Annotated in this window: 24 protein-coding genes and 1 pseudogene; 17 read left to right on the top strand and 8 right to left on the bottom strand. The window is 40.8% G+C overall.

All coding sequences use genetic code 11. The features are described 5' to 3' along the window. Positions 1-1,791: DUF4158 domain-containing protein (locus tag M3212_RS14985; RefSeq protein WP_251194788.1), on the bottom strand; the 1,791-nt coding region annotated here is incomplete at its 3' end. Between the two features lie 146 nt (positions 1,792-1,937). Here M3212_RS14985 and M3212_RS14990 point away from each other — a divergent pair. The 4 genes from M3212_RS14990 (at position 1,938) to M3212_RS15005 (ending at position 5,616) form a co-directional block, all read left to right on the top strand. After that, on the top strand, positions 1,938-2,513 hold the full coding sequence (locus tag M3212_RS14990) for a recombinase family protein (RefSeq protein WP_040037817.1): 576 nt from the start codon (positions 1,938-1,940) through the stop codon (positions 2,511-2,513). A gap of 258 nt (positions 2,514-2,771) precedes the next feature. Continuing rightward, positions 2,772-3,140 carry an ArsR/SmtB family transcription factor gene (locus tag M3212_RS14995; RefSeq protein ID WP_040037816.1) on the top strand — a complete coding sequence of 123 codons (369 nt, stop codon included), beginning with the start codon at positions 2,772-2,774 and terminating at the stop codon, positions 3,138-3,140. Further along, positions 3,133-5,262, top strand: a complete 2,130-nt coding sequence (locus M3212_RS15000) for a heavy metal translocating P-type ATPase (RefSeq protein WP_251194789.1) — start codon at positions 3,133-3,135, stop codon at positions 5,260-5,262. The genes M3212_RS14995 and M3212_RS15000 overlap by 8 nt, the downstream gene beginning before the upstream one ends. A 153-nt stretch (positions 5,263-5,415) precedes the next feature. Then, positions 5,416-5,616, top strand: a complete 201-nt coding sequence (locus M3212_RS15005) for a hypothetical protein (protein ID WP_040037814.1) — start codon at positions 5,416-5,418, stop codon at positions 5,614-5,616. Positions 5,617-5,887: 271 nt separating this feature from the next. Here the strand turns inward: M3212_RS15005 and M3212_RS15010 are convergent, their stop codons facing one another. Next, entirely contained in the window at positions 5,888-6,757 is an 870-nt protein-coding gene (locus M3212_RS15010; RefSeq protein ID WP_251194790.1) for a LysR family transcriptional regulator, read from the bottom strand. A gap of 140 nt (positions 6,758-6,897) precedes the next feature. Here M3212_RS15010 and M3212_RS15015 point away from each other — a divergent pair, with 140 nt between their 5' ends. The 5 genes and pseudogenes from M3212_RS15015 to M3212_RS15035 all read left to right on the top strand — a co-directional run. Next, positions 6,898-7,992, top strand: coding sequence for an NADH:flavin oxidoreductase (locus M3212_RS15015; protein WP_251194791.1), 1,095 nt, complete (start codon positions 6,898-6,900; stop codon positions 7,990-7,992). A 97-nt stretch (positions 7,993-8,089) separates the two neighbouring features. After that, positions 8,090-8,560 (top strand): SRPBCC family protein, encoded by a 471-nt coding sequence (locus tag M3212_RS15020; RefSeq protein ID WP_251194792.1) that lies wholly within the window; start codon positions 8,090-8,092, stop codon positions 8,558-8,560. Between the two features lie 188 nt (positions 8,561-8,748). Further along, positions 8,749-9,738 (top strand): tRNA dihydrouridine synthase, encoded by a 990-nt coding sequence (locus M3212_RS15025; protein ID WP_251194793.1) that lies wholly within the window; start codon positions 8,749-8,751, stop codon positions 9,736-9,738. 345 nt (positions 9,739-10,083) lie between these two features. After that, positions 10,084-10,476, top strand: a complete 393-nt coding sequence (locus M3212_RS15030; RefSeq protein ID WP_251194794.1) for a hypothetical protein — start codon at positions 10,084-10,086, stop codon at positions 10,474-10,476. Beyond that, a pseudogene (locus M3212_RS15035) lies at positions 10,470-10,892 on the top strand (NAD(P)H-dependent flavin oxidoreductase); the annotation flags it as partial. The gene M3212_RS15030 and the pseudogene M3212_RS15035, both read left to right, overlap by 7 nt. 200 nt (positions 10,893-11,092) lie before the next feature. Here the strand turns inward: M3212_RS15035 and M3212_RS15040 are convergent. Then, on the bottom strand, positions 11,093-11,728 hold the full coding sequence (locus tag M3212_RS15040; RefSeq protein ID WP_251194795.1) for a GntR family transcriptional regulator: 636 nt from the start codon (positions 11,726-11,728) through the stop codon (positions 11,093-11,095). Between the two features lie 228 nt (positions 11,729-11,956). On the opposite strand from M3212_RS15040, the gene M3212_RS15045 reads away from it, so the two are divergent. The 7 genes from M3212_RS15045 (at position 11,957) to istB (ending at position 19,976) form a co-directional block, all read left to right on the top strand. Further along, the gene (locus M3212_RS15045; protein WP_251194796.1) at positions 11,957-13,018 is read left to right on the top strand and encodes a tartrate dehydrogenase; all 1,062 of its coding nucleotides are present in this window, start codon (positions 11,957-11,959) and stop codon (positions 13,016-13,018) included. A 28-nt stretch (positions 13,019-13,046) separates the two neighbouring features. Then, on the top strand, positions 13,047-14,477 hold the full coding sequence (locus tag M3212_RS15050) for an aldehyde dehydrogenase family protein (protein ID WP_251194797.1): 1,431 nt from the start codon (positions 13,047-13,049) through the stop codon (positions 14,475-14,477). 121 nt (positions 14,478-14,598) lie between these two features. Beyond that, complete coding sequence (locus M3212_RS15055; protein ID WP_251194798.1) at positions 14,599-15,360, top strand: SDR family NAD(P)-dependent oxidoreductase; 762 nt, start codon at positions 14,599-14,601, stop codon at positions 15,358-15,360. Between the two features lie 178 nt (positions 15,361-15,538). Beyond that, complete coding sequence (locus M3212_RS15060; protein ID WP_251194799.1) at positions 15,539-16,606, top strand: TRAP transporter substrate-binding protein; 1,068 nt, start codon at positions 15,539-15,541, stop codon at positions 16,604-16,606. Positions 16,607-16,886: 280 nt separating this feature from the next. Beyond that, entirely contained in the window at positions 16,887-17,333 is a 447-nt protein-coding gene (locus M3212_RS15065) for a GNAT family N-acetyltransferase (protein ID WP_251194800.1), read from the top strand. A gap of 334 nt (positions 17,334-17,667) precedes the next feature. Continuing rightward, positions 17,668-19,212, top strand: coding sequence for an IS21 family transposase (gene istA / locus M3212_RS15070; protein ID WP_251194847.1), 1,545 nt, complete (start codon positions 17,668-17,670; stop codon positions 19,210-19,212). Then, positions 19,212-19,976, top strand: a complete 765-nt coding sequence (istB, locus tag M3212_RS15075) for an IS21-like element IS643 family helper ATPase IstB (RefSeq protein ID WP_251194801.1) — start codon at positions 19,212-19,214, stop codon at positions 19,974-19,976. Before istA ends, istB begins: the two co-directional genes overlap by 1 nt. Before the next feature lie 532 nt (positions 19,977-20,508). Here istB and M3212_RS15085 read toward each other — a convergent pair. The 5 genes from M3212_RS15085 to M3212_RS15105 all read right to left on the bottom strand — a co-directional run bounded on the left by M3212_RS15085 (position 20,509) and on the right by M3212_RS15105 (position 24,888). Further along, positions 20,509-21,807: a TRAP transporter large permease gene (locus M3212_RS15085; RefSeq protein WP_251194848.1), complete on the bottom strand. Its 1,299-nt coding sequence runs from the start codon at positions 21,805-21,807 to the stop codon at positions 20,509-20,511. 2 nt (positions 21,808-21,809) lie between these two features. Continuing rightward, positions 21,810-22,304: a TRAP transporter small permease gene (locus M3212_RS15090; protein WP_251194802.1), complete on the bottom strand. Its 495-nt coding sequence runs from the start codon at positions 22,302-22,304 to the stop codon at positions 21,810-21,812. Positions 22,305-22,321: 17 nt separating this feature from the next. Next, positions 22,322-23,332, bottom strand: a complete 1,011-nt coding sequence (locus tag M3212_RS15095) for a TRAP transporter substrate-binding protein (protein WP_251194803.1) — start codon at positions 23,330-23,332, stop codon at positions 22,322-22,324. Between the two features lie 99 nt (positions 23,333-23,431). Continuing rightward, positions 23,432-24,406, bottom strand: a complete 975-nt coding sequence (locus M3212_RS15100; protein WP_251194804.1) for an aminopeptidase — start codon at positions 24,404-24,406, stop codon at positions 23,432-23,434. A gap of 29 nt (positions 24,407-24,435) precedes the next feature. Then, positions 24,436-24,888, bottom strand: coding sequence for a RidA family protein (locus M3212_RS15105; RefSeq protein WP_251194805.1), 453 nt, complete (start codon positions 24,886-24,888; stop codon positions 24,436-24,438). Between the two features lie 322 nt (positions 24,889-25,210). Here M3212_RS15105 and M3212_RS15110 point away from each other — a divergent pair, with 322 nt between their 5' ends. Continuing rightward, the gene (locus tag M3212_RS15110; RefSeq protein ID WP_251194806.1) at positions 25,211-26,131 is read left to right on the top strand and encodes a LysR family transcriptional regulator; all 921 of its coding nucleotides are present in this window, start codon (positions 25,211-25,213) and stop codon (positions 26,129-26,131) included. The last annotated feature ends 72 nt before the right edge of the window (positions 26,132-26,203 follow it).

Below are 26,203 nucleotides of genomic sequence, written 5' to 3' on the forward strand. Positions count from 1 at the left end.
TATCAAGTAGATTTGTAAAATGAAGGGGGAGCAAAGGATTGCTTCCCCTTCATTTTGGACAGTGAATCCGTCAGTTTTAGGACAATTAGCGCCGTCAAGATCCAGACATTGTAGAACGTCATTAACAGCAAGTGACAGTTTTCCTTTTTCAAGAGAAACTCCATCTAGCTTGTTGAAATTGGCAGCTAACCACTTTAACCTTTCATTAAGGCTTCTAGTTCTCTCTGTTATATAATCTTCAAATGATAAACTAACTGATAATCTCGTATTCCCCTTCGATTGATTCCATGTATCTTCCGAAAACAAATATTCCTCAAAATCCCTATATTGTCTGCTGCCCACAATGGAAACATCTCCTGCCCGAACATGCTCCCGAAGTTCTGTTAAAACAGCCATTTCATAGTAATGACGATTAATTGTTGTACCATCATCCTCGTATAAATGCTTTTTCCATCGTTTTGAAATAAAATCCACAGGTGAGTCGTCAGGCACTTTTCGCTTTCCGGATTCGTTCATTCCTCGGATAATCTCAACAGCCTGTAAAAGTGGCTCATTTGCTTTTGTAGAATGAAATTCCAATACTCTTAATAGCGTTGGCGTATATTTTCTTAGTGAATAAAACCGTTTTTGCAGTAAGTCCAAATAATCATAGTCGGCAGGACGTGCAAGCTCCTGAGCCTCTTCTACTGAAGAGACAAAGGTATTCCATTCAATAACCGATTCTAAAACCTTAAAAACATCTAATTTTTCCTCTTTTGCTTTAATTAATGCTTGTCCGATGTTCGTAAAGTGTATAACTTTCTCATTTAGCTTTTTACCATTTTGTTTCTGGATTTCCTCTTGAGCCTTACGACCTTTTGATAACAAACTAAGTATTTGCCTATCATGAATTTCAAACGCTTTATCCGTTAGCTCCTGAGTAAGTTGTAATAAATAGACGGTTAATATCGAATAACGTTTATTTTCTTGAAAGTCACGGAATGCATACGGCTCGTATCTTGAACCTAAGCGAGACAGCTGCAACAGGCGGTTGCGGTGCAAATGACTAATTTGTACCGTTTCCAATTCCATTCCTCGTATATATTCGAGTCGTTCTATTACTTTTAGAAATGTTTCGGGTGAAGGATGACCCGGTGGTTCCTTTAACCAACCCAATATCGTTTTATTAGATTCAGATGGATGCTGCGAAGTAATAATCTCTTCAAGCTTTTCTTTTTGCTCATTTGTAAGAGATTTACTAACTGTATTAAATAGCTTCTTTTCAGCCATCGCCCTTGCTTCCCACACCATTCTTTCAAGTGTAGTGATAGCAGGCAGTATAATTTTGTTTTTTCTTAGAAAATCTATGCATTCATGCAGTAGATGAATGGGATCACCATTTTCCAAAGCTAATTGATGAAGGTACTTAAATGTCATTCGATATTCACTCAGGGTAAAAGTTACAAAGTCGTATTCACTTCGAATTTCTTTCAAATGATCCCAAAGTGTATTTTCCCTTTGAGGATAATGACCAAGCGAGGATGGACTAGCACCAATCTGTTTCGATATATATTGTATGACCGAATCTGGGATGCTTTTGATATGAGTGTATGGCCAACCGGGATACCGAAGAACAGCTAATTGAACGGCAAACCCTAAACGGTTTTCTTCCCTCCTTCGCTTATTAACTATTTCTAAATCACGTTTGGAAAAAGTGAAGTAGGTCCCCAATATCCATTCATCTTCAGGGATTTGCATAAAAGACTGTCTCTGTTCCGGTGTAAGCAATTCTCTACCTCTCGCAATTTTCATTCAGTATCATCCCATTTCTGTATTTTTCAATTTATTAGTTCAATTATATATCAATAGAGTGTACTCTATTGATACAAGTGTAGTAGACTGATAAAATCATAGTTAAGAGCGTCTCATAAGACTTGTCTCAAAAACGAGGTGATATTTTGCGAAAAATCGGTTATATACGTGTCAGTTCGACTAGCCAAAACCCTTCAAGGCAATTTCAGCAGCTGAACGAAATCGGAATGGATATTATATACGAAGAAAAAGTTTCTGGGGCAACAAAGAAACGTGAGGAACTTCAAAAAATGTTAGAGGATTTACAGGAAGGTGACATTATTTATGTTACAGATTTAACTCGAATCACTCGAAGTACGCAGGACTTGTTTGAATTAATTGATTTAATACGAAGTAAAAAGGCCAGTTTAAAGTCCCTAAAGGATACGTGGTTAGATTTATCAGAAGATAATCCATACAGCCAATTCTTAATTACAGTAATGGCTGGAGTTAATCAGTTAGAGAGAGATCTTATCCGTATGCGTCAACGTGAAGGGATTGAGCTGGCTAAGAAAGAAGGAAAGTTTAAAGGTCGGATAAAGAAATATCATAAAAATCATGCGGGAATGAATTATGCAGTAAAGCTATATAAAGAAGGAAATATGACTGTAAATCAAATTTGTGAAATTACAAATGTGTCTAGGGCTTCATTATATAGAAAGCTATCGGAAGAGAACAAATAGTTCAGTCCTATTCCATTAAAGGGCCAGATTATGAAGTAACCCCTTTAAAGAAAATCAGATCCTTATCCTATGTTTTAAAGGAGATTATGAATTATGTACTTAAAGTCTTATGCAGTTTGGTTATTTTGTTATTAGAATTGGGTACTCCAATTCTTTTTTTATGAATTTTTTTATTCATTCAAATAAACACTTGAATGAATTATTAAAAATGGTTATACTATATTCAAGCAAACACTTGAATGAGATTGAGGTGAGAATATGATTAAGAAAGATACTTGTCAAATTTATTGTTATGACGAAGAAAAGGTCAATCGAATACAAGGTAATTTACAGACAGTAGATATTTCTAGTGTTGCCCAAATGTTAAAAGCTATTGCAGATGAAAATAGAGCAAAAATTACCTATGCTTTGTGTCAAGATGACGAACTGTGTGTGTGTGATATAGCAAATATTATAGGTGTTACGGTTGCAAATGCTTCTCATCATTTACGCTCCCTTCATAAACAGGGGATTGTGAAATTTAGAAAAGAAGGCAAACTGGCATTTTATTCATTAGATGATGAGCATATCAGACAAATTATGATGATTGCATTAGCACATAAGAAAGAGGTGAAGAGCAATGTCTAGTGAGAAAGCAAAACTATCTGAAGAAGAAATGAAAGCCTATCGTGTTCAAGGATTTACTTGTACTAACTGTGCAGCCATTTTTGAAAATAATGTTAAAGAACTTCCCGGTGTTCAGGATGCGAAAGTAAACTTCGGAGCATCCAAAGTTTATGTTAAAGGGACGACAACCATTGAAGAATTAGAAAAAGCAGGAGCATTTGAAAATTTAAAAATTCGAGATGAAAAAGAACAAAGGGTAGAACGAGAACCTTTTTGGAAGCAGAAAGAAAACGCTAAGGTATATATATCAGCCCTTTTACTTGTAGTTAGCTGGTTCTTAGGAGAACAGTATGGTGAGGAGCATGTTCTACCGACAATTGGTTATGCAGCGTCCATTTTAATCGGTGGATATTCGTTATTCATTAAAGGTCTCAAAAATCTAAGTAGATTAAATTTCGATATGAATACGCTTATGACTATTGCCATTATAGGAGCTGCAATCATTGGTGAATGGGGTGAAGGGGCAACCGTTGTTATCCTATTTGCGATTAGTGAAGCATTAGAGCGTTATTCAATGGATAAAGCACGTCAATCTATTGAATCTTTAATGGATATTGCCCCAAAAGAAGCGTTAATTCGACGAGGCAATGAAGAAATGATGATTCATGTTGATGATATTCAAGTTGGAGACATCATGATTGTTAAGCCCGGTCAAAAGTTAGCAATGGATGGAGTAGTGGTTAAAGGTACATCGACATTAAATCAGGCTGCGATTACAGGTGAAAGTGTTCCAGTAATGAAAAACACAGATGATGAAGTATTTGCAGGAACCTTGAATGAAGAAGGGTTACTTGAGGTTAAAGTAACAAAACGAGTTGAAGATACTACTCTTTCAAAAATCATTCACTTGGTAGAAGAAGCTCAAGCAGAACGGGCCCCTTCTCAAGCGTTTGTCGATAAATTTGCTAAATACTATACACCAGCTATTGTGATACTAGCTCTTTTAATTGCGGTAGTTCCACCATTATTTGGGGGAGACTGGAGCCAATGGATTTATCAAGGATTAGCTGTATTAGTGGTTGGTTGTCCTTGTGCCTTAGTAGTCTCAACTCCAGTTGCTGTTGTTACAGCAATAGGAAATGCAGCGAAAAATGGTGTTTTAATTAAAGGTGGTATCCATTTAGAAGAAGCAGGACACTTAAAAGCGATTGCTTTTGATAAAACAGGAACATTAACAAAAGGGATTCCTGCTGTAACAGACATTGTGACATATGGTGGAAATGAAAATGAATTAATGACCATAACAGCAGCCATTGAAAAAGGATCGCAGCATCCACTTGCTTCAGCAATTATGAGAAAAGCAGAAGAAAATGGATCAGACTTTAATGATGTAATGGTTGAAGACTTCCAATCCATTACGGGCACAGGTGTAAAAGCCAAAGTAAATAACGAAATGTATTATGTCGGAAGCCCAGCACTTTTTGAAGAATTACATGGAAGCATTGAAAGTGATAGAAAACAAAAGATTACAGAAATGCAGATCCAAGGAAAAACCGTGATGGTGCTAGGAACGAAAAAAGAGATTCTTTCGTTAATTGCTGTAGCTGATGAAATTAGGGAAACATCAAAAGAAGTTATCGGAAAATTGAATAATATTGGAATAGAAACAGTAATGCTTACAGGTGATAATCAGAGAACTGCAACTGCAATTGGAAAACAAATTGGTGTTTCTGATATTAGAGCTGATTTACTTCCAGAGGATAAGTTGAATTTCATTAAAGAACTTCGAGAAAAACATCAAAGTGTGGGAATGGTCGGAGATGGCGTGAACGATGCTCCAGCACTTGCAGCATCTACCGTTGGTGTAGCGATGGGTGGTGCTGGAACTGATACAGCTTTAGAAACGGCTGACATCGCATTAATGTCTGATGATTTGAGTAGATTACCATATACAATAAAATTAAGCCGTAAGGCTTTAGCAATCATCAAGCAAAACATTACCTTCTCTTTGGCGATTAAATTAGTGGCATTACTGTTGGTCATGCCCGGTTGGTTAACACTATGGATAGCGATATTTGCTGATATGGGAGCAACTTTACTTGTAACATTAAACAGTTTACGCTTATTGAAAATCAAAGAATAGGTTCTAAAATGGGCTTCAACAATCAGGTGTGATAATTGAAAACAATGTTATGCTTCAATAGGGATATTAACAGGAATAATCATGGAATTACAGTTGCTGTATTAGTAGGGTAAAATTAAAAGGGAAATAACTGATTAAAAGGAGGTTGTCAAAATGGTCATACAATCAAATATGTCACCCAAAGCTATTGCTGAAGTTTGGGAAAGTACAACGGATGTTTTTAAAGAACACAATATTCCACTGACTGAAAAAACTTTAGTTACATTGGTTGAAGCCGATGCATTGACTTCCCTACTTCAAGAACTCAATGCTATTGTTGGAAGTTCAACGGCAACATGTATAGAAGGTGGCTGACAAATGCCATCAAAAAAGGAGTAGGCTACTCCTTTCATCATATATATTTTAATTATACAACTAAAGGACGCTTTAACTGAGCAACGAAAAAAGCCAAATTTCTCAATTGATGTTGAGAAATTTGGCTTTTTAGTATGAGAATTTCCTTAGCGTTGTAAATCCGCATTTTCCTGACGCTACCCCTAATAGAAAACTTCCATTATCTAAAACCTGCCTTTCTTTGTCTTGTCGCTTCCGAGAAGAAGGGAACAGAGTTGAGCAGGAACGCGCTTCACGTCATCGCAGCGGCGGTGATGCACTCGGCAAAAGCCGTGTACGCTTTGCTGTGGAACTCGCTTTTCCGCGTGACAAGCCTCGATGTAACAAATCTGTACCGTTCTGGAACGCGGTGAGCCCGGAGGAGATCGTCTTTCATATCTACCGCAGACTGTGTTAAAAGCGTGGAGCCGATCCCTGCTTTCACACAGTTCAGCATCGTATCGAGGTTGCTTACCTCAATGATATTTCCTGAAGTGGCGCCTTCTGTTCGAAGCCAGTCTTCGTTGAAAGCACGCAAGGGACATCCTTCTGGAAAGACCACCCAGGCAGAACCGGCTAAGTCAGGGGCTGTCAGACTCTTTTTTTCATCCTTCGCTGTAAACATCTGCACTTCTTCCTGCAATTCATAGGCTACCTCTAAAGCAGACAAGTCATAATTCCCCGTGAGAAAAGCACCATCCACCTCACCATTCAGCACCCTTTCGTAATTTTCCGGTGAGGTTCCTGTCCGAAGGGAAAGAGACACTTGCGGATAGGCCCGCTGAAACCGGGATAAGCCCTCAATGAAAAGTCTTGAGGACGCAATCGTTTCAACAACGCCAATCGTTAATTCCCCAGACGGATAGTCCGGTTCTTTCACAGCGTTGACCGCCTCGTCCGCCATTCGCATAATGTCAGAAGCATATCGGCAAAGCAGTAATCCCTTTTCCGTCGGGGTCACACCCTTTCTATCCCGGTGAAATAAAGGGACGCCCAGTTCAGCCTCCAGCTTGCGAATTCTCATCGTAATATTCGATTGAACATAGCCAAGCTTTTCCGCTGCTTTCGTTATTCCGCCTTCCTGTTGAACCGCCAACATGATTCTTAAGTCCGTTAATTCCAAAGCCAAGCCCTCCCTGCATTATCAATTTTATTGATGGAAGCATCTATTATAATCATTTTACGTTATGGAAAAGGCATTTTACAATGATTGCAGACAGACAATCTTTTTAAGATCAAGTAAAGACATGAGGAGGAAATGTTATGACAACATATGTTAATCTTTTTTCATCCTATCAATTGGATTCCTTGCAGCTTTCAAATCGGGCCGTTCTCTCCCCAATGACGCGAACGAGTGCGGAGCCTTCCGGTGAAGCCAATGAACGAATGGCCCGCTATTATTCACGATTTATAAAAGGGGGCTTCGGCTTAGTCATTACAGAAGGGATTTATCCAGACTTGAACAGTAGTCAAAGCTACACCAACCAGCCCGGGCTCGCTACGGCAGCACAGGCCGAGTCATGGAAACCAGTGGTCGCGGCCGTGCACGAGGCAGGGGGGAAAATCATCGCCCAATTGATGCATGCCGGCGCGCTCGTCCAGCATCAGGGCTTCACCCCTATAGCTCCGTCAGCGGTCAAGCCGGTTGGAACAATGTTGGAGGACCATGGGGGAAGCGGAGAATTCGCGCTACCAAAAGAAATGACTCATGCCGATATCCGCCAGGCTGTTGACGGTTTCGCACAGGCTGCGCTCCGTGCAAAGAACGCCGGATTCGACGGGGTGGAAATCCATGGTGCCAACGGCTATTTGCTTGACCAGTTTTTAACTGATTATACAAACAAGCGAACGGATGAATATGGCGGTTCAACAGAGCGCCGCATTCGTCTAATGGTAGAGGTGCTACAGGCGATTCGCTTGGCAGTCGGACCAACCTATACTGTTGGCGTCCGGATCTCGCAGGGGAAGGTAAATGATTTTCACCATAAATGGAACAATGGAGAGCAGGACGCTGAAATCATATTCAACCACATAGCCAACGCAAAGCCAAGCTACATTCACACAACGGAATATAAAGCATGGACCCAGGCTTTCTCCAACTCCGCGTCAACGCTTGCCGGACTGGCGAAACGATACAGTCAATTGCCTGTCATTGCCAATGGAAAACTCGGGGACCCGGAACAGGCAGAACGCATACTTAAGAGCGGAGAAGCTGATTTGGTCGCGATTGGAACGGACGCTCTCGTCAACCCTGATTGGGTTAGAAAAGTGAAAGATGGGAAGCCGCTAACGCCATTTGATCACAGCTATCTTCACCCTGCTGCCACCCTGAGGGAAGAGGAATACACGATATCATAGGTAATTACCGGCGGAGAGTGGTTGAATGACAGAAAAGAATGTGCAAGAATATGGTTATCCATGAAAGAGGAAGCTACTAGACTAGGAGGCAACATTCATGAGTAACTATGGCAGTCTTGAAGAGAAAGAGGGAAGACCTGTATTGGTTTTTCAGCGCAATTATCCATTTAGCCCTGAAAACGTATTTCGTTTTATCACAGACCCTGATTACTTTACCCAATGGTACCCCTTCGCAACGGGAGAGATGGATCTGACAGTTGGTGGAAAGATCAAATTCGATGATGGGGAAGGGTCCCTTTATGAGGCTGTTATTACCGAATTCCATTCTCCCCATGCTATTTCTTTTCAAGAAATCGATGATTTGCTGGAGATCCGGATCGATGCAACGGAGCAAGGATCGACCTTGACGTTCAGGCATACGTTTGATGATCGCGAAATGGCGATATATACAGCCGCCGGATGGCACAGATGCCTCGATGCACTCGGCCAATTAATCAATGGCCGCGCAGTAGAATGGACAGATAATGCCCTGGAACTGCGTGAATTCTACAAAAAGAAGTTTATGTAGATCATTTTTCAGGGAAAGACAGGTTGCTTGATGGGGCTCGTGCCAGTTAACCAGCACATTTGCGATCCGTTTGATCAAATGTGTGCAAGCATGGTATAAGTGTAAAGAGGCATGGGGCGTTTTGCCTTAAATTTTGGGATAAGGGTCCCTTGCCGGTTATCCCATCATGAGAGGAATGGAAGGTTAGAATGAAAGATAATTTTTGGCGTGATTTACCACGACCTTTTTTTATACTGGCTCCAATGGAAGAAGTGACTGATGTAGTGTTTCGTCATGTTGTAAGTGCAGCGGCCAGACCGGATGTCTTTTTTACAGAGTTCACAAACAGTGAGAGCTATTGTCATCCAGAGGGAAAGCAAAGTGTGCGTGGGCGTTTGACGTTTACTGAGGATGAACAGCCGATTGTTGCTCATATATGGGGAGATCAGCCTGAAAATTTTCGCGAAATGAGTATCGGGATGGCAGAGCTTGGGTTTAAGGGGCTGGATATCAATATGGGCTGTCCTGTACCTAATGTCACCCAGCATGGAAAGGGAAGCGGTCTGATCCGCCGCCCGGAAGTTGCGGCAGAATTAATCCAGGCTGCCAAAGCAGGAGGATTGCCCGTAAGTGTCAAAACCCGACTTGGTTACACTGAGATAGACGAATGGCGCGATTGGCTGACGCATATTTTGAAACAGGATATTGTCAATCTTTCCATCCATCTGCGGACAAGAGCGGAAATGAGCAAAGCGGATGCTCATTGGGAGCTGATTCCAGAGATTAAGAAGCTCCGCGATCAGATAGCGCCTGATACGCTCTTGACGATCAATGGCGATATTCCGGATCGGCAAACCGGGTTGAAGCTCGCCCGCCAATATGATATTGATGGGGTGATGATTGGCCGCGGCATTTTCGCGAATCCATTTGCCTTCGAAACAGAGCCGAAAGACCATAGCAGCAAGGAATTGCTTGATCTTTTGCGCTTGCATCTCGACCTCCATGATCAATACGCAGATTTGGGACTACGGCCGTTTAAAGCTCTTCATCGCTTTTTTAAGATCTATGTTAAAGGGTTTCGCGGTGCAAGCGGCTTACGAAATCAGCTCATGACCACAAAATCAACAAATGAAGTCCGTGACATGCTCGATACCTTTGAAGCAAGTCAGCTTGAAGAAATGGACATTCACTCCTCATAAAAGCGAAGCAGAACGAAGATGGAGTTTATTCAAATCGTGAATGGGGGCTGGTGGAAGGACGGTGTTGAACCGGTTTCCACCAGCCACTTTTGTTTTCTGCGGTTGATCTTTTCTCTAAAACATGCTCCTACTGATTTTCATTCTTTTTTTCATAATCATCCTTTATAATAGATGGTAGTGTCATATAAAAATCAGAGGTGAATTTGTTGAAAAACAATATCAGGAAAAGCAAAGTGCTGCGTAAGTATGGATGGATCTCATTTCTTTTATTTTTTATGCTATTCATGCAACCAGTGAAGGGGTCGGAAAAGTTATCGGAATTTTCTAATCATTTTAACGACTTTGGTGGAGATCAACGCACTAAATACAGATTTTATTTACAATCAGGATGGATTTGGCTTCAGCGGACTCATTCCTGCCCGGCCTTTAGGTCCTGAAATTGAAATAACCGGTTATCAGGACTGGCCAACTGATTTTACAAAAGGCAATTATGCCTTTACGGCTGGCGTGTATGATGGAGAGAATATCTGGATGATTCCTTTTAACGCCGATCAAGTCATGAGAGTAAATCGAACAACCGGGCAAATGACCGGGTTTGATGATTGGCCAAGTGACTTTCAAATAGAACCTGATATCTTTTTTTTGGGTTCATTTAAAGGAGCTGTCTTTGACGGAGAAAACATTTGGATGATCCCTTATAATGCCAATCAGCTGGTTAAGCTGGACACCATTCTATAACAGGAGCTAATCCTCAACCTATTTTTGAACGTATAAAAGGAGAAACTATTCGAACGCTTGTCCTCGTAGCAAGTGTTAGACAGGCACAGAAAGCAGAACAGCTCGGTGCTGATGCTGTAATGGCAGTCGGACAGGAAGGAGGAGGACATCTAGGGCGAGACGATGGAACAGAATGGTTCTTACTCCACGTGTGGTCGATTCTGTATCAATTCCAGTATTGGCAAGTGGAGGCATAGGAGATGGACGCGGTTTATTGGCAGCATTAGCTTTAGGAGCAGGAGGAATTGATATGGGGACTCGATTCATTGCTACTCAAGAGTGTATTCATGCAAACGAGAAATAAACAGGCAATCCTTGATGCAAAAGAGACTGATGCAGTAATTATTAAAAGAACATTAGACTCACCAGGTCGTGTATATGTTACGTGTTGAGACGGATCCAACCTTCCCAGTCAGCGGTTTCCCCTCATTTTTTCTAAGCAATTTATTAGTAAAACATTTATCAAAATGACAAAGGTAATGCCTTCCTCAACTACTACCCCCAACTTTACCGATATCCTTTAACTAACATCAGCAGGTTTGTCTGCGAGGAGATCCCCTATACAGCAAGCTAATCATCAGGAAATCGCACGTTGCTTTCCACCTTCCAGATGGTTAGTTATGCGTTCGACAGCTTTATTAGGTTGACGATTAAGAATGGCCTGAATAATGGCTGTATGGTCTTTGAAATAAGCACTTAATTCAGATAGATCAGTTTTGAATGCTTTTAATGCGAGAATTCGCAGCCGGTCTTGGATTTGATCGAAAATTCTAATAAATTCCTCGTTGCCATATACATGAACCAGTTGATTATGAAACGCACTATCAAGCTCCGAAAATGCGAGGTAATCTGCTGAATCTAATTCAAGCTCTTGCTTGTTCAAATTCTCTTCAAACCAAGAAACTTGTTGATTGGTTAGAGTGCTGGAGGCCAATTTCATCACAACATGAGATTCTATCGCAATCCGCACATCATAGATGTCTATTGCTTTTTTTACTGAGATTTCCGCCACGATAGGGCCTTTATTTGGGTAATTATTAATTAAACCTTCTGATTCGAGACGGTCAAATGCGGAACGAATGGGTGTGCGACTCATTTCTAGTCGCTCGACTAATTCGCGTTCGGTTAGAAAGTCACCAGGCTGTAAATCACCAGTTAAGATTAATTGTTTTATTTTTTGATAGGCTTGTTCACGCAATGTAAGTGTTCCCAATTGCCCTCACCTCTATTTCTAGTTTGAAATTACTCCATAAAAACCTGTTTTTAAAAAGAGACATAAAAAGGCTTAATCGTATTATACATATTAAAATACCAAATGTATACAAAATGTATTGACCTTCGACAGCAAGCGGAGTAAGATAGAGGTACTTGCACGAATATTCAAAAAATAAACATATTTCCTGTTTTTAGAAATGAAAGCGCTTTAAGGAGGAGGTTTACAATGAAACAAGTTGACATAGCGGTCATACCTGGTGATGGAGTTGGAAAAGAAGTCGTTCCTGAAGCTCTTCGAGTCCTTAAACTGTTGGCTGAGATTGATGGTGGATTATCGTTAACGTTCAAAGAGTTCCCCTGGAATTGTGAGTATTATTTAGAACATGGTGCCATGGTTCCGGACGATGGGCTAGAGGAATTAAAGAACTACCAAGCCCTCTTTTTAGGAGCAATTGGTTTACCAAATCAAGTACCGGATCATGTCGCGATATGGGGTTCAATTATTAAGATTCGCAGGGAATTTGAACAAGTAATAAATATGCGCCCTGTTAAGAAATTAAAGGGTGTAAAATCACCTCTTGATTCGGAGAAGGATTTTGATTTTGTCGTCGTTAGAGAGAACAGCGAAGGGGAATACAGTCAGGTTGGCGGAAGTATTCACAGTGATGAGGATGAAATCGCCATTCAAAATGCTGTTTTTACGAGAAAAGGAACAGAAAGAGTAATGAGGTATGCATTTGAATTAGCGCAGCAACGTCGTGGAAAGATCACCAGCGCCACAAAATCAAATGGACTGTACTACAGTATGCCGTTTTGGGATCGTGTTTTCGAGCAAACGAGTAAAGATTATCAAGGAATCGAGACAGAATCAACTCATATTGATGCCTTAGCCGCATTTTTTGTGACGAAACCAGCGCATTTTGACGTTGTTGTAGCGAGCAACTTGTTTGGTGACATTTTAACCGATCTCGGTGCTGCCATCATGGGGAGTATCGGGATTGCCCCAGCCGCCAACGTTAACTTAAATGGAAAGTATCCGTCCATGTTTGAGCCTGTCCATGGTTCAGCTCCTGATATTGCAGGAAGAAACATTGCCAACCCAGTTGGTCAATTATGGACAGCGAAATTGATGTTAGATCATTTTGGTTTAACAGAGTTAGGAACGTTGTTACTAGATACAATTGAACAAACGTTAGAGTCAGGCGTCAAAACAGCGGATTTAGGTGGGCGTTATCAAACGACTGAGTTTGTCGATGTCCTGATAACCAACCTAAAACAAAATGCTTAACGTTGTTTTCAAAAAAGGAGGAGATAAAATGAATCAATCTCGTTTTGGGCATATCGTAAATGGTGAAAGGATGTATACAGGTGAAGAAATTCCTGTATACAACAAATACAACGGGGAGCAAATAGCGTCGATCTGTTGTGCTGATGAAGAAGTCGTCAAGCAAGCAGTTGATCAAGCAGTTAAGACATTTAAAAAAGAGAAGCTAACTGCTTATCAAAGGAGTGACATTCTAGTAAAGGCTGCTTCTTTAATTAACGAGAGAAAAGACGAATTGGCACTCTCAATTGTAAGAGAAGTAGGGAAAACATTGAAGGATGCCAACACTGAAATTGAACGCGCTGTGGAGACATTCAGTATCTCAGCGGAGGAAGCCAAGCGGATCTCAGGTGAAGGAGTTCCACTCCCTAGCAAGCATCCTGGAGAAAACAGAATGGCTTTTACGGTTCGCGTACCTGTTGGCGTGATTGGCGCGATTACACCATTTAATATGCCGTTTACATTGGCAGCCCATAAAGTTGCACCAGCCATTGCGGCAGGAAATACAATTGTCTTAAAACCTGCAGAAATCGCTCCCATCACTGCGATGAAGATGATCGATATTCTTGAGGAGGCCGGGTTACCGCCTGGATTTATTAATGTGATTAATGGATTAGGTCAAAAAACAGGTCAGTACTTGCTCGAAGACGACCGGGTCAATATGTTTACCTTTACCGGAAGTGTTCACGTAGGGCAACATATTAAACGTGTAACAGGAATTCGCAAAGTAACGCTTGAGCTTGGAAATAATTCACCAAATATCGTTCATAAAGATGCAGTTAACCTTGAACAAGTTGCACAATTATGTGCACAGCGCGGTTTATCGACCCTTAACGGGCAAGCATGTATTTCTGTTCAGCGTTTGTATGTTCATCAGGACATTATGGAAGAGTTCAAAAAGTATCTTATTCAAGCTACCGAGCAATTTGTTGTTGGCGATCCTGAAAACATAGAAACAGACATCGGACCATTAATCTCCGAGGTACAAGCGCAGCGTGTCGAAGCATGGGTGAATGAGGCGGTTAAAAATGGAGCGCGTGTTCTATGTGGTGGGGAACGAAACGGGGCTTTTTATAGTCCAACCATTTTAACCGATGTGACAGCTACGATGAAAGTCATGTGTGAGGAAGTGTTTGGCCCAGTTATTAATTTGATTCCTTATGATGATATTGATTGGGTGTTCAATGAGGCCAATAATTCGGATTACGGGCTGCAAGTCGGTTTGTTCACTTCAAATTTACAAATTGCGATGAAAGCAGCACAGGAACTTGAATTTGGTGGAGTGATCATCAATGATGTTTCAACATACCGATCAGATTGGACGCCGTACGGTGGGGTTAAAAATAGCGGACTTGGAAAAGAAGGTCCCATTTATGCTATTCAAGAAATGACAGATGAAAAGACAGTTGTCATTAATCTATAAGCGTTTCGGAAAGGATGGTTCTTCGCTTTTTGAACAACCACGGAGCGGAGAAGCCATTTTCTTTCTTGAAAGAAACAATAGAAAGAAGTGGCTAAATTAAAAAAGTAAAGGGGAGAACAAGATGGGTAAACTTTCAGGACGTATCGCGATTATTACAGGTGCGGGTTCAGGGCTTGGCCAAGCAACAGCATTAACGTTCGCCAATGAAGGGGCAACGATTGTTGTCGCTGAGTTAAGAGAGGAAGCAGCCGCAAGTACGGTTGCAAAGATTGAAGAGGGCGGAGGCAAAGCTAAAGCAATTATCGGCGACATTTCAAACGTCGATTATGTCAAAAAGTTAATCGATGAAACCATTACGGAATTTGGGCAAATTGATATCTTAGTCAATAATGCAGGGGTGCCGATGAGTTTTACACCGATTGAAGAAGTGACAGAAGAGCAGTGGGACTTACAATTAAATGTGAATGCAAAAGCAGCCTTCTTAACGAGTAAGTACGCGATTCCACATATGAAGAAAAAAGGGAAAGGCAGTATTGTCAACATCTCTTCCATTGCTTCAAAGCGTGTTCGCCCAGGCTTAACGGCATATTGCGCAGCAAAGGGCGCCATTGTTTTGCTAACACAAGCGTTAGCGATAGAAGTAGCGAACCAAGGGATTCGCGTTAATGCAATTAATCCAGGTCCGGCAGAGACTCCAATGTTGGAAAAGTTTTTTGCGAGCATGGATCCAGTCGAGGGACGCAAGCTGTTCGAGAATTCAGTTCCAATCGGGCGATTATGTGAACCGGAGGATATTGCCAATATGAGCCTCTATTTATGTTCTGATGAGGCGTCTTTTATTACCGGTGCTGTTTATGATGTTGATGGTGGGCGGGGACTGTAAAAGTTAGGCTAAGGGCGATTTATCGCATGACAAATTGCAGATAAGTCGCCCTTAAAAATATATTGACTATTAAGAATATTAAAATTAGTATTATGGTAAGCGATTTAGGAATTCCTACCAGAATTGTTGAAAACGCTTACCTTTATTCGAAAAATAGAAGCTAATGGGGGGATTTTTTGTGGGAAGAAGACTTGGTTTATGTGCAGTATTTATGTTTCTAGTAATGATTGCCGCTGCTTGTGGGGGGAGTAGTGCCACAGATCCAGCAAGTACGCCAGCTGATGAGGGAGCTGAAACTGAACCGACTGAAGGAACAACCGGGGAATTCGAGGAAATGACACTTAACCTGGGTCATGCAATTGCCGCTGATGAGACTTCACATTACCACCAAGGTGCATTAAAGTTTAAAGAAATTGTGGAGGAAGAGACTGGTGGAAAGGTCACGATTGAAATCCACCCGAATTCGGCACTTGGTGGGGAAAGAGAGATGATTGAAGGGTTACAACTAGGTACATTGGATATGGTCTTTACTTCTAGTGGCCCAGTAGGAAACTTTGCGCCACTGTCGAATGCTTTTGACTTTCCATTCTTATTTAGAGATCGCGAACATGCATATGCAGTATTGGACGGAGAAATTGGTGCCGAAGTCGCCGAACAATTAGAAGGTGTCGGAATTAAACTGCTGGCTTGGGCGGAAAATGGATTCAGAATGATCACAAATAACAGACGAGCAATCGTTAATCCAGAAGATATGCAGGGAATAAGCCTTCGTACAATGGAAAATCAAATTCATATTCAAGCATTCGAGGATTATGGCGGAAATCCGACGCCAATGGCCTTTAATGAACTATATACAGCCATGCAACAAGGTGTTGTTGATGGACAGGAAAACCCATTAGCTGTTATTATCCCTAGTAAGTTTTATGAGATCCAAAATCATTTGACATTAAGTTCTCATGTTTATAGCCCCGCTCCACTTTTAATAAGTAAAGCTCTATATGATGATTTCCCACCTGAGCTTCAAGACATTTTTGTACGTGCTGCTGAAGAAATGCGCGACTGGGAACGTGAATTTATTGCTGATTTAACAGAACAATACATTCAAACTGCCCTTGATGAAGGAATGGAAATTGTCTCAGAAGAAGAGTTTAACTATGAGGCGTTCTTTGAAGCAACTCAAGGTGTTTACGAACTGTACCAAGATGAATATGGAGAAATTCATGAACGGATTTGGGCAGTAGAATAGTATGATTCAAAACTAGTAGTGAAATGTGCTTAAGCGAAACTCACAGATTAAGAGGATGTGCCAATGTCATTTGGCACATCCTCTTTGGTTTATGTCTCTATTTCAGAACGGGTGGCTGTAATTGTCCATTGAAATGATGACATTACTATGTATCAGATAAAGACAGGAGCAGTTAAATTCACATTTTCATTTACAGAGACAAAGATCAAAAGATATAGTAGAAAAGGCAATATGACAACAGCAGAGGTTCAATTAATTGAATGAACAATGAGATTTATATGTGAGGGAAGATAAGGTGAATATTAGACTAAACAAGAAAACAGAAGTCAATAAAATAGTAGAAATATGGTATGAAGGTTCTTTAATAGCTCATGACTTTATTGATAAGAATTATTGGACATCACAGCAAACGGAGATGGAAGAAAAGTATATCCCAATGTCTGAAACCTATGTTGTGAGTAATGCAAAAGATATTGTCGGCTTCGTATCCATGGTGAATAATTATTTGGCTGCATTATTCATTGATGTTAAGCATCAAGGTGGAGGATATGGAAAGGGCTTGTTAGATTTTGTAAAAAGACAAAGAGAAACGATACAATTAAAAGTGTACAAGAAAAATATGAAAGCCGTCGAGTTTTATTTAAAAAATGACTTTGTAATAAAAGGAGAAACAATAGATGAACAGACTTCCGAGGAAGAATATTTAATGGAATGGAAAAAGGATTAAGGAATCGGTTGAGGAGTTAGAGTTTTTAAAAAGATGATTTTTACAAATGGGTAGTAAGTATTGTTTAAGAAAACCAAAAGGTCAGTGCCTAAACAGATATTCTTAATGAACACTAACGGGTAGCGTTTCTTTAATTAGGGACGCTTTTTCATGTCAGCAAAAAGGTAGGGTTTGTGCATTGATAAAAAATCTACATAACTTTGATAGTTGTACTACTTATAGTTGGGATTTTTAATTCTGGTAACAATTTTACACTTTCGCTCTATCAACCTACTACTTAGTATAATAGACGTTAACGTATTTTACTGGGGGTAGGGTTTTGGAGGAGAAGTTAGTGTTATATGTAAAGATTCATGAATTACGTAAAAGAAAATTTAAAGTAGCACAAATTGCTAAGGAGCTTAAGATCTCAAGGCCAACTGTCTATAAATATTTAGAAATGACATTTGATGAGGCAAGAGCTTACACTGAACAGCCTTTGGAGAAGAAGAAAAAACTAGATCACTATAAAGACTGGATACTTGCCTGGCTAGAAGAGTATCCTCACCTGAGTAGTGCTCAAATTCATGATTGGCTTTTGGAGAGATATCCCGACCTTTTGGTCGGTGGAAGTACTGTGAGATCTTATGTGAAAGACATTCGTGAATTCTATCAGATTGAGAAAAAGATCATGGTCCGTCAATATGAAGCAGTTCCTGAACAACCAATGGGCAAACAACTTCAAGTAGACTGGGGAGAAACAAAACAGAAGACGATTGACAACAAAGAAATCAAACTGTACTTTATTGCCTTTGTACTCTCCCATTCCAGACATAAATATATGGAATGGCAGGCACGTCCATTTACCACAAGAGATGCGATTCGATGTCATGAAAATGCATTCCAGTTTTACGGAGGGCGAACAGAAGAAATCGTCTATGATCAGGATCACTTAATCACAGTGAGTGAAAATGCAGGACAGCTGCTTTTAACAGCTGAATTTCAAAGTTATGTGAATGAACGTAAATTCAAAGTCCACTTGTGCAGAAGAGCCGATCCGGAATCTAAAGGGATGATTGAAAATGTAGTGAAATACATAAAAGGCAATTTCGCAGACAGTCGAGTGTTTAGCGACGTAAACGATTGGAATGAGCGAGCATTACAGTGGCTCCAACGTACCGGGAACCATCAGGTTCACCAGACAACGAAAAAAAGACCAGCAGAAGTGTTTCTCCTCGAAAAGCAACACTTACAGCCAGTCTCTTCGTTACTTTCATATGAAAGTACTAATAACCAAAGTATAACAAGAAGTGTAAGTAAGGACAACACGATCCGTTATAAGTCAAACCGTTATTCCGTCCCACTTGGGACTTATCAAACAATGACTGAAAATCTTGTATGGGTTGAAGTGACAGGTGACGAGCAACAAGAGCTCGTGATACGGAAAGAAGCAAATGGTGAAATCATTGCCGAACACATTATTAGTTCAGAAAAAGGAAAACTCATTCAAAACCGCCATCATACCCGTGATCGTTCGAAAGGGATTAAAGAACTTCAGGAACGTCTTATCTCTTACTTTGAAGATCCGACACAGGCAGCTGCTTATTTTGATGAGATCAGCCAAAGATACCCGAGGTATCGTCGAGATCAGTTTGCGATCATCAACAAAGTGATTCAACAGTATCCAGCATTAATTGAGACTGTGTTGATTAAATGCATGACAGAGAAATTGTATAATGCGAATGATTTTCGTGATATCGCTCATCACCTGGATACATTGCGTGATGAACCGATTAAAGAGGTACAATCTTTTTATACCAGTCCACCAAAACATTCTCATATTAAGGCTTCTACCCGTTCTTTAAATGCTTATACCAGCATTTTAGGAGGTCGGGCATGATGAACAAGACTGTGCATGAATTGCAAGATCAATTTCGTCAGTTACGCTTATCAGAGACTGCGGAGGAGTTGCCACAGCTTCTTCGCGAAGCTGAAAAAGCGTCATGGACCTACTTAGAATTCTTAGAATCTATAACACGATATGAATTAGCAAAACGTGAAGCGAAAAGCCTTGAAAAAAGAATGAAATGGGCGCGCTTCCCTTTCATGAAGTCGTTAGATGAGTTCGAACTGAAAGGTCAAAACGTTCTAACGGCCCGTCAACTTACTCAACTTAGAGAATTAAGTTGGCTAGAGCAACAGTACAATTTAATTCTCCTAGGCCCCCCTGGCATTGGGAAAACATATATCGCAATTGGGCTGGGACTCGAAGCCGTTTACAGAGGGTTCAATGTTTACTTCGCTACAATGGGTGAGCTTGTGCAACTTTTAAAGACAGAAGAATATCTGAACAAATCCAAAGTCCAGCTCAAACGGATTAGAAATGCCGATCTTGTGATTATCGATGATTTAATGTATATGGCAATGGATCAGCGAGAAGCAAACTTATTTTTTCATTTGATTAATCATTTATACGAACGAAGTTCGATCATCCTGACTTCAAATAAAAGTCCAGATGAATGGGGTAATTTAATTGGAGATCAAGGTATCACAACAGCTATTTTAGATCGCTTACTTCATCGTGTGGAAGTAATACATGGTGCGGAAGATGAGGAAAGTCATCGGATGAAAAACCGGAAAAGCATTTTTTCAGCAGAAGTGTAAAAAGGAAACGAGCAAAAAGTGTAAAAAATGACTTGACGTCTACAGCAACAAGATATCATGCTGAAACTAACGATTTGCTAAAATTAAGAAGACAGTGGGTCACTCAGCTATACAAACAACGATGATTTATACCCATATAAAAAACAATGACCTTAAAGATGCGGTCGATAAAATGGATATCCCGAAAGGAGAAAACTAACATTAAGAAGTATGAAGTTTTCTCCATATTGTTAATGTCATCACAATTGCTTCAACGGACAACAACGGACAAGATGAGAGGAGAAAGTGCCTCTTTCAAAAAAATAACTAGTTTACATAATATATATTATCGGAAGTAAAATGAAAAGTCGTTTTCTTGTCTCAGTTACCAAGTTAACTCTTGTTTTTGAGACGAGAAAACGAAAATTCAATTTGCGTGTTGTGTGCTTTTATTTTTAGCCTTCGCTCAGCTAAACGTTTTCTGGTTTTGATTTCTACGGTATTTTACACGGTAAGTTGGTTCGTTACTTTCTTCCTTCAAATTAATAAACCATCAATATCCAAATAGGTCAGGTAAGAACGTCGAGAACCACGGGAAATATGTGATTAGCATAAGCACAATGAATATGGCTATATAAAATTTAAACAGATGCGGCATCACCTCTTCTATTTTTACGTTAGCCACTTTAATGCCAGCAAAAAGAATATTCCCTATCGGTGGTGTGATCGTCCCTATACATAGATTAAGTGTCAGCATAATCCCAAAATGTAATGGTGTCATTCCGAGCTCCAAACATACCGGCAGTAGTATTGGGGTGAAAATTAAAATAGCCGGTGTTAGATCCATAAATGTTCCAACAAACAGCAGCATCATGTTAATTGCCAGCAGAATCATAATTGAATTGGTGGAAATACCTAAAATCCCCTCTGCTAACATACTTGGAATACCAGTAAATGACATTACCCAGGCCAGGATGTTGGAGGAGCCGATCAAAAACATTATAATTGCTGACAGTTTAGCGCTTTCAACTAAGATCGAATAAAGATCGTTTACTTTTAAGGTCTTATAGACTAAAAGAGATAGCAAGAGACTATAGACTACCGCGATTCCCGCAGCTTCTGTTGCTGTGAAAATGCCGCCCACAATACCGCCGATTACGATCAAAATCAAAAGCAAACTGGGGATTGCCTCACGTAATACTTTTAAAAACTCTCGAAATGAGATGATTCTCTTTTCAACATAGCCATGTTTTTTGGCAAAATAGAAAGCTACGACCATACAGCTCAGTCCCCATAAAATGCCGGGAATCAGGCCCCCAATAAAGAGCGCCGCTACGGACGTCCCTCCGCTCGCCAGGGCATATGTGATCAGTGCTGTACTGGGTGGAATCAGAAAGCCGGTTGGTGCCGTGGCAATATTAAGGGCGGCTGAGAAATTTTCGTTATACCCTTCCTTCTTCTGAATCGGCCCCATGATGGAGCCCATCGCAGACACCGCTGCGGTACCGGAACCGGAAACCGATCCAAATAACATGTTTGCAACAACATTAGTGTGAGCCAAGGAGCCTGGAATACGGCCTGTTAGTGCGGTTGCAAAATGAATTAAGCGGATTGCAATCCCGCCCTTGTTCATAATATTACCTGCCAGGATAAAAAAAGGAATGGCGAGCAATGTGAAAATGTTTATCCCTTGAAACAACTTCAAAGCTGAAGAAGGTACTGCTGAAGAAAAACCTAATGACTGCGTAATCGCTAAAATCGAGGCGATCATCAGCGTAATTCCAATCGGAATGCCTAGAAGTAACAGAATTATAATTGTCCCAAAGATTAATAAACCTGCCGAAACAGCAATGCTCACAGCAATTCCTCCCTTCGCTCCCCGTTAAATTCTTGAATGGATTGAATGATATTGATCACATTGTAAATGACGATTAATATTCCGCTAAGAGGAAGAATGCTATAGATCCAATGCATTGCAATATTTAATGTCGGTGACATTTGCAGCGCTCCGACCACCATAAATTCCTTTCCGCCAAATATAAATACACAAATGACAATAACTAAAATGATACATTCAGATAGAACAGATAGAATGACCTTTCCAGCTCCTGTCAGCTTTTCGGAGAATATCGAGACTTTCATATGATCCCGCTGTCCAAATACGAGAGCGGAACCTAAGAGAGATAACCAAACAAACGAGTAGCTCAACATATCCTCAGACATCGTACTTGGACTCTTGAAAACGTACCGGACAACGACTTGGTACGTGATGAGGGCTGTCATAAAAGTTAATAAGAGCGCACAGGCTCCGGCCAGCACTTTATCCATAATATTCTTAATTTTCTCCATAGAGTTTCCCCTTTCTTTTAGTTCTGAATTCGTTGAACGATGTCATACAGTGGTTGCAATTCCGGATTTGCCTGCAATAGCTCCTCTTTTACCGGTTCCTGCATTTCTTCAAAAGGGGTCTTATCCACTGTAATGAACTCGACTCCCATTTGTTCCGCTTCCACGATCGCCTCTGTAATTTGCTTGTCCCATTCAGCTACAGCAATTTTGTTGCTGATCTCAAAGCCTTCCTGGAAAATTAGTTTTTCTTCTTCGGTTAATGAGTCCATAAATTTTGTACTAGCCACGAACATATCAGTAAAAATCTGATGCTCTGTCCTTGTATAATAATTCGCCACCTCTCCGTGCTTCATACTTACGAGAGCCATTTCCGGATTGGCAGCTGCATCGATAACGTTATTTTGTAAAGCGGTATAAACTTCACCGTAGGCCATGACAACTGCCGCTGCGTCGAAGCCCTGAACCATCTTCACATTGGCCTCACTTGACTGCACGCGAACTTTGAGCCCTTTTAAATCCTCTGGTGTTTCTATTCTTTTTGAGGAGTAAAAATTATTGACGCCATTTGCGAACCACATCACGCCCTGAATTCCTTTTTCGACAGTCGAATTGTAGATCACGTCAACAAACTCTTCTTCCGCCATTACTTTACGAAAGCTGTCTTCATCTTTGAATAAATATGGGACACTAAAAATCTTATACTCATTGGCAAACGCTTCTAAATTACTGCCGCTAGTCACGACCATATCCAGGGACCCCATCTGCAATAGCTCCAGGGCTTCTGAATTGCCCCCGATTACTCCGTTCGTATAAATTCTAATTTCAATTTGATGATCCAGCTTTTCCTCAATATACTCCTTAAAAGCTTCCAGTCCGAGCACAATCGAATGATTATCCGGCTGGACCGTCGCAATGCTGACAACCCTTTTTCGTCCATCCTCCGCTTGACTGGGAACCGAACATCCGGCGGCCAATGAGACAAGCAGAAGGAGGCCTAGATAAAAAACAAGCTTTCTACTCTTTTTCATAACATAACCTCACTTTAGGAATGAACTTGTATAGTGAGGAGAGGGAGTGAATAATCCTCCACCTCCCTCTCCTCGATTATTCTTATTTACGTTCGAAAATCATACTAGCAAAACGCCGTCTTTCATAATCGTGTAATCATCGATGACGACGGTGACGGTTTTCATCACCATATCAAGGTGAAGCGGAGAATCAACATGTCCGCCGAAATTTAAATTCTTGCCGATCCCTATATGAATATTCCCGAAGGAGCCTTCATCCGGCGCCATATGTCCACATAAATAATTCTCTTTATTTAGACCAAGTCCGAGTTCAGCGATGTTATAAACCGAAGGATCATCAAAGTCCGCTAAAAGCTTCCGTAATATGTCCGCTTCCCGTCCCCCTGTTATTTCTGTGATATAGCCGTCTTTCACGGTGCACGTAATCGGCTCCTCCAGCAAATTTAATAACGGATGAGGGATGCTCCCATCGAAAACCAAGACGCCATTGGCCGTTCCTTCTACAGGACCGAGTGCCACTTCGGCATTTGGCGGAAATGAGGCAGAACCGGGAACGAGAGAGGTGCCGTAATCAAAAACCGGCTTTCGCCCTTCAATGCTGCAAACCATGTTGGTCCCTCCAGGAGTCGTCAACGTAAAGGTTTTGCCTTGATAGTAGTGAGACACACGCTCAATCACTTGCCTCACTTCCTGAAAATCAGCCGTTAACCCTCCTTTCTCAAACATATGAAGAGCATAATCCTGCAGACCGACCCACCGTAACCGGCCATTCTTACTGGCATCCAAACGGGCTTTGGAATGATACAGCGACATAGTCGTTGCCCCGAATGCAACATCACAATCATTTAACGCTGCTCTCACAGCCTCTGTCGGTTCAGCGCCATGACCTTCTCTTGGCGTCATGACCATTAATGTCGTTTCAAAATGCTTTTTTGCATACTGATAGACAAATTCACCAATTTCCTTTTTATTATCATCTGTTATGATAAGAACCTTTTCTCCCTCCTGTAAGTTGGTGATACTCGTAAATAGCTGCTTAATTCCCAACGGTACACCGTTTTCAATTTCCACCATTTTGATTCCTCCTGTCAATTGTTCTCTCTTTACACTTCCACAACCATTTCAATTTCGACTGGTGTCCCTCCCGGTAGTGACGCCGTCCCCAGGGCAACCCGGCTATGTTCACCTATGTCGCCAAATACTTCATTTACTAAGCGGGAAACTTCATCCATGACCTCCGGCTGCTGAACGAAGTCAGTTGTACTGGCGACATAGCCTTTTATATTGACAATTCTCTTGATGCTGTGTAAAGTTCCCTTCATATTCCTTACTGCAGCTAAACAATTGACCAAGGCAATTTTTGCTGCATCCTGGGCCTGTTCCAACGTGATCGTATCGCCAACAATGCCTTCATATTTTAGAACACCGTTCACCTTGGCAGCATGGCCGGATATAAAAAGCAAATTTCCCGTTTCAACGCCTGCCTTAAAAGCCCGATTACTTACATGAGTAGGAACTGGATATCCTGCTTTTTCAAGCCTTTGCTCATAATTCATTTTCTTATCCCTTTCAGTATCCTAAATTAAAGACAACCCTTTCTTGCACTTCCTGCCATTTCTAAAAATCCAATCTATGATCATTGCCTTCATCTAAGAAGAATAGATCACTTTTGAATTTTTGAAATATTAAGTATAATTAAAGTGCACCAGCGCCTGGGACTCCGGAGTCTGCAATGGTCTGTTGAGTGTGCCTTTGTCATTATCTTACTATGTACTGTTCTATAACTACCAATACTTATTTTCACCTTGATCTATAGATTATATCTATAGGTTAAAAGAGATGGCCGTGTAAGCAAAAGGAAGGTGGAGGGATTTTACGATGAACCTGAATAGCTTGTACTATTTCAAAGTCATGGCTGAATTTCAGCATTACACCAGGGCAGCCGAATTTCTATGCATCACTCAGCCTAGTTTAAGTCGGGCGATGTCCGTTTTAGAGAAGGAATTAGGGGTACCGTTGTTTGAAAAAGACGGAAGGAACGTCCGACTAACGAAATATGGGGCATTGCTCAACTCTCATATTGCTGAAGGCTTCAGAGAGATTGAAAGTGGCTACCGGATGCTTCATCAATTTAAGAAAAAAAATTCCGGCATCATTGATTTCAGCTTTTTATTTGTGTTAGGCTATCAATTTGTTCCTAATTTAATAAAAAACTTTCAGGCTAACCCGGAATATAGTCAAATCACAATTAATTTTCATCAATGCAATACGCTTACGAGTTTAACGAAAATTAAGGAAGGAGAGGTTGATCTCGGATTATGCGCCTACATGCCTGATGAACCGGATATTCGCTTTACCTCCGTTCTCAAGCAAGACTTGGTTTGCATCACATCCGTCCATCATCCTTTGGCCGAGCGGCCTGCCTTATCCATCGAAGAATTGCTTCCTTACTCCATTATTCGATATGCTGAATCAGCTGGTGAAATTCAAGGAGATATTGATCGACTTTTTGAAGAATGTTCTCAAACACCTGAGACTTTTTGCACGATGGCTGAAGAAATTACAATGGCGGGGTTGGTATCGAGTAATCATAATAATTGCATTGCCATCGTCCCCGATTTAGACGTCTTGGAAAATTTTTCGATTAAAAAGATTCCTTTAAACCATCCAAACGCTTATCGGACGATATATCTCGCTACGTCAAACATTAAACCACTCATACCATGTGTGGAGACGTTCTTTCACTTTATTTTGCATTACGCAAATGCGTATAAAAGCCTGAACGCATTCGTTAACTAATAAGATATCATTCAACTGGCTAAGTCGTTTTCGTGCAGCAGCCCGACATGTTTTCCATACAAGCCTCCACAA

The organism is Halalkalibacter oceani, from assembly GCF_023715705.1.
In the GTDB taxonomy this organism is placed as follows: Bacteria; Bacillota; Bacilli; order Bacillales; family Bacillaceae_D; genus Halalkalibacter; species Halalkalibacter oceani_A.